Annotated in this window: 13 protein-coding genes; 5 read left to right on the top strand and 8 right to left on the bottom strand. The window is 71.2% G+C overall.

The window, feature by feature from the left end:
- Nucleotides 1-2: 2 nt before the first annotated feature.
- Both ACN27C_RS04090 and ACN27C_RS04085 read right to left on the bottom strand, forming a co-directional pair.
- Entirely contained in the window at nt 3-290 is a 288-nt protein-coding gene (locus ACN27C_RS04090) for a hypothetical protein (RefSeq protein ID WP_422750462.1), read from the bottom strand.
- Nucleotides 291-307: 17 nt separating this feature from the next.
- The gene (locus ACN27C_RS04085) at nt 308-1,132 is read right to left on the bottom strand and encodes an SDR family NAD(P)-dependent oxidoreductase (RefSeq protein WP_422750461.1); all 825 of its coding nucleotides are present in this window, start codon (nt 1,130-1,132) and stop codon (nt 308-310) included.
- A gap of 124 nt (nt 1,133-1,256) precedes the next feature.
- Here ACN27C_RS04085 and ACN27C_RS04080 point away from each other — a divergent pair, with 124 nt between their 5' ends.
- The gene (locus tag ACN27C_RS04080) at nt 1,257-2,213 is read left to right on the top strand and encodes an HpcH/HpaI aldolase/citrate lyase family protein (RefSeq protein ID WP_120571771.1); all 957 of its coding nucleotides are present in this window, start codon (nt 1,257-1,259) and stop codon (nt 2,211-2,213) included.
- A 43-nt stretch (nt 2,214-2,256) separates the two neighbouring features.
- On the opposite strand, the gene ACN27C_RS04075 is transcribed toward ACN27C_RS04080, so the two are convergent.
- Nucleotides 2,257-2,799, bottom strand: coding sequence for a DUF4190 domain-containing protein (locus ACN27C_RS04075; RefSeq protein WP_422750460.1), 543 nt, complete (start codon nt 2,797-2,799; stop codon nt 2,257-2,259).
- Between the two features lie 116 nt (nt 2,800-2,915).
- Between ACN27C_RS04075 and ACN27C_RS04070 the strand changes: the two genes are divergently transcribed.
- Complete coding sequence (locus ACN27C_RS04070; protein ID WP_036311415.1) at nt 2,916-3,806, top strand: SDR family NAD(P)-dependent oxidoreductase; 891 nt, start codon at nt 2,916-2,918, stop codon at nt 3,804-3,806.
- 3 nt (nt 3,807-3,809) lie between these two features.
- Here ACN27C_RS04070 and ACN27C_RS04065 read toward each other — a convergent pair whose 3' ends face one another.
- Entirely contained in the window at nt 3,810-4,211 is a 402-nt protein-coding gene (locus ACN27C_RS04065; RefSeq protein ID WP_120571769.1) for a DUF4190 domain-containing protein, read from the bottom strand.
- 172 nt (nt 4,212-4,383) lie between these two features.
- On the opposite strand from ACN27C_RS04065, the gene ACN27C_RS04060 reads away from it, so the two are divergent.
- Nucleotides 4,384-5,580: an acyl-CoA dehydrogenase family protein gene (locus tag ACN27C_RS04060; protein ID WP_120571768.1), complete on the top strand. Its 1,197-nt coding sequence runs from the start codon at nt 4,384-4,386 to the stop codon at nt 5,578-5,580.
- A gap of 9 nt (nt 5,581-5,589) precedes the next feature.
- Here the strand turns inward: ACN27C_RS04060 and ACN27C_RS04055 are convergent, their stop codons facing one another.
- A complete protein-coding gene (locus ACN27C_RS04055; RefSeq protein WP_120571767.1) occupies nt 5,590-6,243 on the bottom strand; it encodes a hypothetical protein in 654 nt (217 codons plus the stop codon).
- Between the two features lie 89 nt (nt 6,244-6,332).
- On the opposite strand from ACN27C_RS04055, the gene ACN27C_RS04050 reads away from it, so the two are divergent.
- Entirely contained in the window at nt 6,333-6,989 is a 657-nt protein-coding gene (locus tag ACN27C_RS04050) for a TetR/AcrR family transcriptional regulator (RefSeq protein WP_422750459.1), read from the top strand.
- On the opposite strand, the gene ACN27C_RS04045 is transcribed toward ACN27C_RS04050, so the two are convergent.
- The 3 genes from ACN27C_RS04045 to trxA all read right to left on the bottom strand — a co-directional run bounded on the left by ACN27C_RS04045 (nt 6,946) and on the right by trxA (nt 9,907).
- Entirely contained in the window at nt 6,946-7,353 is a 408-nt protein-coding gene (locus ACN27C_RS04045) for a CoA-binding protein (protein ID WP_422750458.1), read from the bottom strand. The genes ACN27C_RS04050 and ACN27C_RS04045 overlap by 44 nt on opposite strands.
- A gap of 40 nt (nt 7,354-7,393) precedes the next feature.
- The gene (locus tag ACN27C_RS04040) at nt 7,394-9,439 is read right to left on the bottom strand and encodes an intein-containing Rv2578c family radical SAM protein (RefSeq protein ID WP_422751573.1); all 2,046 of its coding nucleotides are present in this window, start codon (nt 9,437-9,439) and stop codon (nt 7,394-7,396) included.
- A 105-nt stretch (nt 9,440-9,544) separates the two neighbouring features.
- A complete protein-coding gene (gene trxA, locus ACN27C_RS04035) occupies nt 9,545-9,907 on the bottom strand; it encodes a thioredoxin (RefSeq protein ID WP_013283893.1) in 363 nt (120 codons plus the stop codon).
- Between the two features lie 547 nt (nt 9,908-10,454).
- Between trxA and ACN27C_RS04030 the strand changes: the two genes are divergently transcribed.
- Nucleotides 10,455-10,970: a MaoC family dehydratase gene (locus ACN27C_RS04030; protein WP_120571765.1), complete on the top strand. Its 516-nt coding sequence runs from the start codon at nt 10,455-10,457 to the stop codon at nt 10,968-10,970.
- Nucleotides 10,971-11,035 lie beyond the last annotated feature (65 nt).

Below are 11,035 nucleotides of genomic sequence, written 5' to 3'. Positions count from 1 at the left end.
GCTCAGACGTCGCGTACCTCAAGCACCCGGGTGGCGGGCGCGGCGTCGCCCAGCTCGGCGCGCAGCGCGACGCGGTCCGGGTCGACCAGGAACGCGTCGAGCCCGGCGCGGGCGGCGAACCGGATCACGTGCACCTCGGTCTCCCCGTCCCCGGTGCGCAGACGGCGTTCCAGCCGGCCGCCGTGCCGGCCGAGCAGCGCCAGCACGGCGTCCTCGTAGCGCCGCCCGGCGTCCACGTCGGCGCTCAGGTCGACGAGCGCGACCAGCAGGACTTCTCGCTCCGCGGTCATGTGTCCCCCCGGTGTCGTCAGGCGTCGACGCCGACCGCTTTCGCGCTGGCCGTCCAGAGCCGGGCGGCCAGCGCCGGGTCGGCCGCCTTGGGCCGGGGCCGGTGCGGCTTGCGGTCGGCGTAGTAGCCGCCGTCGGTCAGCCGGGACGGGTCCTGGCAGGCGAGCCAGACCAGCGTCTCCGCACCCTTCTCCGGGCTGCGGAACGGCAGCAGCCGCATGGCGAGCGCCACGATCCGGCTCTCGTTGCCGAAGCGGGTACGCACCACGCCGGGGTGGAACACGTGCGCCGGCACGTCCGGCCAGCGCCGGGCCGCCTCGGCGGTGAACAGGATGTTCGCCTGCTTGCTGGTGCCGTACGCACGGAACGGCCGGTACGAGCGCAGCGCGGAATTGAGGTCGTCCGGGTCGAGCACGCCGCTGCGGTGCGCGTCCGAGCCGGTGACCACCATCCGCCGGATCCGGTCTCGCAGCAGGTTGCTGAGCAGGAACGGGGCGAGGTGGTTGGCCTGCATGCTCAGTTCGAAGCCGTCGACCGTGGTGATCGGTTCCAGCACGATCGCGCCCGCGTTGTTGGCGAGCACGTCGATCCGGTCGTACCGCTCGCGCAGCCGTTCGGCGAGCCCGCGTACGTCGTCGAGCACCGCGAAGTCGGCGCGGAACAGCTCCGGCTGTTCGCCGCAGCACTCGCGGACCCGCTCGCCCGCGGCGCGCAGCCGGGCCGGGTCACGGCCGACCAGCACCACCTGGTCACCGCGGCGCGCCAGCTCTTCCGCGGCGGCCAGGCCGATGCCGGAGCTCGCCCCGGTCAGCACCACGATCCGACGCTCAGTGAGATCTTCCACAGGTCCATTCACCCCGGTCACGGCACGAGGTTACCGTGGCGTCACCACGCCCTTTGGGATCGTTAAGTTCTCGAAATCCACCGCTGCGCCGGCACCCGCGCCGGACGCTGGAAGGAGCGCACCCATGACCGCTGTCGGTCGTCCCCGCCGATCCTGCCTGGCGGTGCCCGGCTCCAGCGTCAAGATGCTCGGCAAGGCCCAGGGCCTTCCCGCCGACCAGGTCTTCCTGGACCTGGAGGACGCGGTCGCGCCGCTGGCCAAGCCGGACGCGCGCAAGAACATCGTGGCGACGTTGAACGAGGGCGACTGGGCCGGCAAGACCCGGGTGGTCCGGGTGAACGACCTGACCACGCCGTGGACCTACCGGGACGTCATCGAGGTGGTCGAGGGCGCCGGGGCGAACCTGGACTGCATCATGCTGCCGAAGGTGCAGAACGCCGAGCAGGTGCACTGGCTGGACCTGCTGCTCACCCAGATCGAGAAGACGCTCGGCCTGGAGGTGGGCCGGATCGGCATCGAGGCGCAGATCGAGAACGCGGCCGGGCTGGTGAACGTGGACGCCATCGCCGGCGCCTCGTCCCGGGTCGAGACGATCATCTTCGGCCCGGCCGACTTCATGGCCTCGATCAACATGAAGTCGCTGGTGGTCGGTGCGCTGATCCCGGACTACCCGGGCGACCCGTACCACTACATCCTCATGCGCATCCTGATGGCCGCGCGGATGCACGACAAGCAGGCCATCGACGGCCCGTTCCTGCAGATCCGGGACGTGGACGCGTTCCGCGAGGTGGCGAAGCGCTCGGCGGCGCTGGGCTTCGACGGCAAGTGGGTGCTGCACCCCGGCCAGATCGACGCGGCGAACGAGGTGTACTCGCCGGCGCAGGCCGACTACGACCACGCCGAGCTGATCCTCGACGCGTACGACTACTACACGTCGGAGGCGGGCGGGAAGCTCGGCGCGGTGATGCTCGGCGACGAGATGATCGACGAGGCGTCCCGCAAGATGGCGCTGGTGATCGCCGCGAAGGGCCGGGCCGCCGGCATGTCCCGTACCTCTTCGTTCACGCCGCCCGCGTCCTGACCGCGCGCCGGGCCGCCTCCCTGTCGGGGGCGGCCCGATCGCGTCAGTAGCCGCTGGTGCTGCTGGCGTTGCTGGCGCCGACCGCGATCACGATCATCACGATGTAGAAGATGATCACGGCGAGCATCAGAGCGGTCATGATCCAGCCCACGATGATGCCCGCCAGGGCCATGCCGTCGCCCTCTTCACCGGTCTCCCGGATCTGCTTGCGGGCGACGTGGCCCATGATCGCGCCGATCGGCGCGGTGATGCCGCACGAGGCGAAGCCGACCAGCGACAGCACCAGCGCCACGATGGCGAGCGTGTTCGTGCGGGCCGCCGGCATGGCGTAGCCGGGATATGCGCCGGGCGGAGGGTAGGCGCCCGGACCCGGATAGCCCGGCATCGGCGCGGCGTACTGCTCGCCGCCGGGCGGGGGATAGGGCGACTTCGCTCCCGCGTACGGGTCGGCGCCCGGTGCGTACGGGTCCGCGACCGGCGCGTACGGGTCGGCCGGACCCGGCTGACCCGGCACGGCCGGCGGGCTCGACTGCGGTCCGGCAGCCAACGGATCCTGCCAGCCACCGGACGGTGGGGGATAGGTCATCTGATCATCTCCAGGTACGTGGTCGCGCTCAGGGTAGCCATCCGGTGCGCGACACGGACGTCCCCTTTCCGGCCACCGCGTTGCCCGTGGGGTCGGCACCGGGCAGGATCCTCGGCATGGCACTTGACGCGCGTGGGGGTCGGTCGCGACGGGACATGAGCCGGCCGGGGTCGGTGCGGCGCCCACGTGGCGGCGAGCCGGTCGGCGCCGCCGACTCCGAACGGCCGGCGCCGCTGCCGGAACCGGCCACCATGCGGCTGGACGGCCGGGTCGCGCTGGTGACCGGCGCGGGCAGCCCGGACGGCATCGGGTACGCGACCGCGCGCCGCCTGTCCGACCTGGGCGCCCGGGTCGCGATCGTGTCCACCACGAGGCGCATCCACGAACGCGCGGGCGAGCTGGGCGTCACCGGTTTCGTCGCCGACCTCACCGACGAGTCGGAGGTGGGCGCGCTGGCCGACGCGGTGGCCGAGCAGCTCGGCGACGTCGAGGTGCTGGTGAACAACGCGGGTCTGGCCAGCCGGGCCAGCCCGGAGGTGCTGCGGCCGGTGGCGCAGCTGACGTACGACGAGTGGCGCGGCGAGATCGACCGCAACCTGACCACCGCGTTCCTGTGCAGCCGCGCGTTCATCGGCGGCATGGCCGAGCGGGGCTGGGGCCGGATCGTCAACCTGGCCGCCACCGCCGGGCCGGTCAACGCGCTGCCCACCGAGGCGGCCTACGCGGCGGCCAAGGCCGGTGTGGTCGGGCTGACCCGGGCGCTGGCGATGGAGATGATCGCCGACGGGGTGACCGTGAACGCGGTGGCGCCGGGCATCATCCACACCGCGGCGTCCACCATGGCCGAGATCAAGCAGGGGCTCGGTACGCCGGTCGGGCGCCCGGGCACGCCGGACGAGGTGGCGGCGGCGATCGCGTTCCTCTGCTCGCCCGCCGCGTCGTACATCACCGGGCAGATGCTCGTGGTCGACGGCGGCAACAGCGTCCGGGAGGCGCAGTTCCGCTGACCGTCAGTAGCCGCTGGTGTCGGAGTTGGCCCAGAACGCCAGCCCGATCCAGCCGCAGCAGACCAGGATGCCGATGACGGTGAAGATGTAGCTGAGGATCAGACCCCAGTTGGCGAGCTGGTCGCCGTCCTCGCCGGTCTGCCGGATCTGCCGCTTGGCCAGGTGGCCGCAGACGATGCCGGCGGGTGCGAAGACGAACGCGAAGACGAGCGACAGGATGGCGAGCACGTTCGTGCCACGGGGTCCCGGCCCCTGGCCGGGTGGCCCGTACTGGCCGTAGGGCGGCTGCGGGGCGTACGGGGGTTGCTGGCCCCACTGCGGGTGCTGCTGGCCGTACTGCGGTTGCCCGTAGGGCTGACCGTGCGGCGGCGGCTCGTACGGCGACGGTGGCTGCTCGTCACTCACGGGCGCCCCTTCCCCCAGGTCAACGGCCCTCTCTCTTGCGGACGCTACCCGCAGCGGTGAACCTTTTCACAGCGGTTGTGTGGACTGGTCACCTTGGCGCGGCCGGTCCCGGGACCGATACTGACCGAGCGTTCAGTTACCCATGAGTAAGGCGCCGACCCCGGAGGCTGAGATGGCCCGACTCGCCCAGACACCCGGACTGACCGACGTGCAGCGGTCGATCCTGGAAACCGTCCGGGAGTTCGCCGACAAGGAGATCATCCCGCACGCCCAGCGGCTGGAGCACGCCGACGAGTACCCGAGCGACATCCTCGACGGCATGCGCGAGATGGGGCTGTTCGGCCTCACCATCGACGAGGAGTACGGCGGCTTGGGCGAGTCCCTGCTGACCTACGCGCTCGTGGTCGAGGAGCTGTCCCGGGGCTGGATGTCGATCTCCGGCATCGTCAACACCCACTTCATCGTGGCGTACCTGATCTCGCAGCACGGCTCCGCCGATCAGAAGGCCCGGCTGCTGCCCCGGATGGCCACCGGCGAGGTGCGCGGCGCGTTCTCGATGTCGGAGCCCGAGTGCGGCTCGGACGTCTCCGCGATCAAGTCGAAGGCCGTCCGTGACGGCGACAACTACGTCCTCAACGGCCAGAAGATGTGGCTGACCAACGGGGCGTACTCCTCGGTGGTGGCCACCCTGGTCAAGACCGACACCGGGGCCGACTCGGTCTACGGCAACATGAGCACCTTCCTGCTGGAGAAGGAGCCCGGCTTCGGCGAGACCGCGCCCGGCCTCACCATCCCCGGCAAGATCGACAAGATGGGCTACAAGGGCGTCGAGACCACCGAGATGGTGCTCGACGGCGTCACGGTGCCCGGCTCCGCCGTGCTCGGCGGCGAGGAGAAGGTCGGCCGCGGCTTCTACCAGATGATGGACGGCATCGAGGTCGGCCGCGTCAACGTCGCGGCCCGCGCCTGCGGCATCTCGATCCGGGCGTTCGAGCTGGCGGTCGCGTACGCCCAGCAGCGCCACACCTTCGGCCAGCCGCTCGCCAAGCACCAGGCCGTCGCGTTCAAGCTCGCCGAGATGGGTACGAAGATCGAGGCCGCGCACGCGCTCATGGTCAACGCGGCCCGGCTCAAGGACGCCGGCCAGCGCAACGACGTCGAGGCGGGCATGGCGAAGCTGCTCGCGTCCGAGTACTGCGCCGAGGTGGTCCAGGAGGCGTTCCGGATCCACGGCGGCTACGGCTACTCCAAGGAGTACGAGATCGAGCGCCTGATGCGCGAGGCGCCGTTCCTGCTGATCGGCGAGGGCACCTCGGAGATCCAGAAGACGATCATCTCGCGCGGCCTGCTCAAGCAGTACAAGCAGTAAGGGCCCGGCTCACCGCTCGGGCCGGCGCGCGGCCTGCTCGGCGGCGGGCAGGTGCCGCCGCGCGTGCTCGACCAGCGCCGTCGGGTCGTCGGCGTACAGCCGGATCTCCCGCACCGGCTCGCTCGGCCCCTTCGGCAGCCGCACCGACAGCGGCTCGCGCAGCACCACGTCGACCGCCGTCTGGCTGCCGACGCCGAGGTTGAGCACCGCCGGGTCGTCCGCGTCGTACTGGACGGCCCGGCTGGACGGCAGCGACCGGCGGCGGAGCGCCACCCGGGCGACCGCGTGCCACGGGATCGTGACGTCGACCGAGACGCCGTTGCGCACCCGCAGGCCGGCCTCGTCGACGACGTGCGGATGGATCCGGAGGCTGGCCAGCAGCCCGATCATCCACAGCACACCCCAGAGGCCGAGTGCGATCGCCGCGTGCCGCACTGTCGGCTGGTCGACCGTGTGCCGCAGGATCACGTCGAGGACCGGGATCTCGATCGTGGACAGGGCGATGAAGGCCAGCAGGATCGGCTGCACGCCGCCGACGTAGGCGTACGTCTGCGCGCCCGGCGCGACCGGATACGGGCGGCGCAGGATCCACCGGGTGAGGCTGCGCCACATGCCCCACTCGTACGCCACCGCACGCCGCGCCAACCGGATGGCCCGTCCCATCACCGCACCCCCTCTTTTTCAATACAACTGCAATGTAAAACGCGTGTCGGCGACATGTCAATGCAGTCGTATTGTGAAACCATGGGGGTATGCCGAAGCGGGTCGACCACCGGGAGCGTCGCGCGCTGATCGCCGACGCGCTGATGCGGGTCGCGGCCGAGCAGGGACTGGAGGCGGTCAGCCTGCGCCACGTGGCCGCGGCGGCCGAGGTCAGCGCCGGGATGGTGCAGCACTACTTCCGTACCCGGGACGAGATGATGGTCTTCGCGCTCGCCGTGGTGCGCGAGCGCAACGAGGCCCGGGTCCGGAGGGCGGTCGAGGCGCTCGGCGCGACGCCGGCACCCCGGGCGCTGCTGCGGACCATGCTGGCCGAGCTGCTGCCGCTGGACGAGGACCGGCGGGCGGACGGGCGGGTGGCCCTGGCCTTCCTCGCCTACACCGCCGTCCGGCCGGCCGTGGCCGCCGCGCTGCACGACGAGACGGCCGCGCTGCTGGCCTTCGTGGCCGGGCAGATCACCGCCGGCTCACCGCTCGTCGCGGACGGCCGGGTGGACCCGGAGCGGGCCGCGGTCGGGCTGCTCGCCGTGATGGAAGGCCTCGGCATCTACGTGCTCGGCGGTCACTATCCGCCGGAGACCGCGTTGGCCGCGCTCGACGCCCACCTCGACCTGACTTTCGGGCCCGAACCGCCGCCCGGCGAAGTCAGCCGCGACGGGTCAGGCCGGCGGCGGCCCGCTCGACGATGAGGCACCGGTCCTCGACGTAGTCGAGGCCGCCCGCCTCGGCGATCCGGCGCGCCTCGTCCGAGAAGATCCCGAGCTGCAACCACACCGCCGGGGCGCCGATCGCCACCGCCTGCCGGACCACGTCGACCGCGTCGCGGGCCGGGCGGAACACGTCGACCAGGTCGACCGGGTGCGGGATGTCGGCGAGCGTCGGGTACGCCTTCTCGCCGAACAACTCGTCCACTGTCGGGTTGACCGGGATGATCCGCCAGCCGTGCCGCTGCATCTCCAGCGGTACGCGGTGCGCGGCCTTGCCCGGGTCACGGGAGGCGCCCACGACGGCGATCACGGCGGAGTCGGCGAGGATCTGGTGAGCGGAACGCATCCTCCGAGACTAGCCCCGCCGGCGCGGGTTTCCCCGGTCGCTAGAGCAGGGAGAGCTGTTCGGCGGCCAGGGCGGGCGGCGGGGTCTCCGGCAGCCGCCTGTTGTCGCCGGTCTCGCCGCGGTGCAGCCCGTGCCGGCGTGCCGCCATCCGTACCCGCGCGGTCACCTCCCGCTGGTACGCCTGCGGCGCGTACGAGCCGGCCTGGTAGAGCTGCCGGTAGCGGGGCACCAGATGAGGGAACTCGCGGGCCAGCCAGCGGGCGTACCACTCCCGGGCACCGGGCCGCAGGTGCAGCGGCAGCGGCGTCACGCTCGCCGCGCCGGAGGCGGCGACGGCCGCGACCGTGGCGTCGATCGACTCCTCGTCGTCGCTGAGGCCGGGCAGGATCGGCGCCATCAGCACGCCGACGGAGAAACCGGCGTCGGTGAGCCGGCGGACCGCGTCCAGCCGGCGGCGCGGGCTCGGCGTGCCGGGCTCGGCCGCCCGCCAGAGCACCTCGTCGACGAACCCCACCGAGTACGACAGCCCGACCCGGGTCACCTCGGCGGCCTGGCGCAACAGGGGCAGGTCGCGCAGCAGCAGCGTGCCCTTGGTCAGGATGGAGAACGGGTTCGCGAAGTCCCGCAGCGCCTCGATGATCGGCGGCATCAGGCGGTAGCGGCCCTCGGCCCGCTGGTAGCAGTCCACATTGGTGCCCATGGCGACGTGCGCCCCGCGCCAGCGCGGTGCGGCCAGCTCGCGCCGGACCAGCTCGCCCGCGTTGACCTTGACGATCACCTTGCGGTCGAAGTCGGCGCCCGCGTCCAGGTCGAGGTAGGTGTGGGTGTTGCGGGCGAAGCAGTTGTGGCTGACCACGCCGTTGGCGATGAAGTCGCCGGTGCCGGTGGTGATGTCCCACAGCGGAAGCTCCAGGCCGAGATCCTCGACGGCTGTCACCTGGAGTCGCGCCGCGCACTTGAGCGCCATGCCCTCGATCGAGCGCCGGGCGGTGACGGCCGGGTCGGTCAGGTGGAAGAAGCGCAGCCGTTCCGGCAGCCCGCCGGTCAGCCGGAGCTGACTCGCCGCACCCGGGGCGCCCGGCACGTCGAGCGCCCACCGGAAGCCGAACCGCTCCAGCGCGCCGGCCGCGCGGGCACGGCTCTCGTCGTCGGCGACGCTGATCCGGAACACGCCCCGGTGGCAGGTGCCGACGGCGTCGAACATGCCGGCCAGGTAGCCCAGCGCCCAGTCGTCGGTCGTCTCGGCGGGTGGCTCGAACAGCCCGGTGACGGCCTCGGCCGGGCCGGCTGTGCGTACCACTGTGGTCGTCGCCCGGCGGCCGACCCGGGCGACGGTGGCCCGCTCGACGGTGACGCCCGTGTCGGTCAGGTAGCGCTCGGCCCGGTCCAGCGCCTCGGACTCGGCGGTGGCCAGCCGGAACCGGGTGTCTCGTCGGTCGCCGGAGGGGCCGTCGTCGCGGACCAGGGCGTGCAGGTAGCCCCGGCGGTAGTCGGCCGAGCGCTTCGGCGCGACCGCGAACCGGCCGGTGCCCAGCAGGCGGTTGCGGGTGGTCAGGTGGGGACGGCGCCCGCCGCCGCGCATCGTTCCGGTGACGTGCTTCCAGCCGCGTTCGGTCAGGAACCGGTGGTCGCTGCTGGCGACGAGCGTGGTGCCGTCGGCCAGCGTGACCCGGTAGGCCCGCTTCACAGTGGACCACTTGTCGAGCACGGTGGTGACGACGTAGTGGCGGTAGGCGCCGCGCCGCCGGGTGCCGTAGATCCGGTCGCCGGGCTCCAGCTCGCTGATCGCCTTGGTGCGGCCGTCGGCCATCAGGATCGGTGTGTCGCCGCCCAGGCAGTAGACGCAGGCGTGCGAGCAGCCCCGGTAGGGGTTGATCGTCCACTCGAACGGCACGCGCGACTGGCCGGGCACCCGGTTGATGATCGACTTGGCCTGGACCTCGTAGAAGGTCATGCCGGCGAAGTCCGGGGTGTCGAACGTGCGGGTGACGGCGCCGGGCAGCGCCAGCGGCAGGGGTGGAGCCGCCGGCGCCGCCCGATCGGGAGTCCCCTCGTCCGGGGGAGCGGAGAGGTTGTCCCAGCGCATGGCGTTCATTCGAACACGTGTACGAACTAAGCGCAAGCGGGCCGGCACGAGAAACGCCGCCGGCCGGGGCCCGAAGCGGGGCACCGGCCGGCGGCGTGTGGAACGTCAGTGGTTGTGCTCGGCCAGCTTCTTGCGCACGTCGTCCATGTCCAGCGCCTGGACCTGCTCGATGAGGTTCTCCAGCGCGGACTCCGGCAGCGCGCCCGGCTGGGCGAAGACGATCACTCCGTCACGGATCGCCATGATCGTCGGGATGGAGCTGATGTTGAACTTCGCCGCCAGCTCCTGCTGCGCCTCGGTGTCGACCTTGCCGAAGGCGATGTCCGGGTGCTTCTCCGAGGAGCGCTCGTAGACCGGGGCGAAGCGCTTGCACGGGCCGCACCAGTCCGCCCAGAAGTCGAGCAGGACGATCCCGTCGCGCCCGGTCACCTCGTCAAAGTTGGCCGTGGTCAGCTCAACCGTTGCCATTTGCTCTCTCCGATCACCGCGGATTGTCGTACGTCCGGTGGAACCAGGGTCAGTCCGTCCGAATTCCCGTCGCGGGGGTGACGAAACGCTGAGCGCCCGGACGGTGACCCTGGGCACATCGAACACCATCTGTTCGGCCCGGTCGTGCGGAACGCAAATGCACGCCGCACTTGCGTGACGGCACGTGATGGGAGCGTTTCCAAGGAGATCACGCTCAGTTGTGGCTACGTATCGGTAACTTTGGGCTTGACGAGCATCTATCCGGCCTGCAGAGATCGCTTACCGACCGCTTGTAGATTACTTTGAGTAGTGTTACGAAAAGATAAATGTGACCTCCGTCTCTGTCGGTGCCGGGTGTTCGTACGGCAGAATTCTTCGCATCAGAGCGTGGGCGGCGGGTGCCGGGGAGGGCCCCGCCGCTCATTGCGTCCAGACCTCGGTGACCCCCGGTGTGACATTTCCGCCGGGCGAGCGCCCCGCCCCTCGCCTTAACAAGCGATAAGGCATGCTGTGCCGAACTCCATCGCCGCCCGTGAAGGGGACAAGGATGCAGTTCGGCCGCTACTACGAGGAGTTCGAGGTCGGCGCGGTCTACCGGCACTGGCCGGGCAAGACGGTCACCGAGTACGACGACCACCTCTTCTGCCTGCTCACCATGAACCACCACCCGCTGCACATGGACGCGCACTACGCCGAGTCCGCCTCGCAGTTCAAGCGCAACGTGGTGGTCGGCAACTACATCTACTCGCTGCTGCTGGGCATGTCCGTACCGGACGTCAGCGGCAAGGCGATCGCCAACCTGGAGATCGAGTCGCTGCGGCACGTCGCGCCGACGTTCCACGGCGACACCATCTACGGCGAGACGACGGTGCTGGACAAGCGGGAGTCGGCCTCGAAGCCCGACCGCGGCGTGGTCGCGGTCGAGACCCGCGGCTACAACCAGGACGGCACGCTCGTCTGCGTGTTCCGCCGCAAGGTCATGGTCCCCAAGCAGGAGTACGCGGCCGCCGCAGTCCCGGACGGCGTCGACCCGGAGCGCCCCAGCTTCCCCGAGCCGCGCTGACCTGAACATCTCCGGCCACCGGGCCTCGTTCTCCGTTCGGCGGGGACGGGGCCCGGACCTCGTCC

The organism is Micromonospora sp. WMMD1219 (genome assembly GCF_049315215.1).
Taxonomy (GTDB): domain Bacteria; phylum Actinomycetota; class Actinomycetes; order Mycobacteriales; family Micromonosporaceae; genus Micromonospora; species Micromonospora tulbaghiae.
The sequence above is the reverse complement of the archived record's forward strand: the minus strand, read 5'-3'. Positions and strand labels throughout refer to the sequence as shown.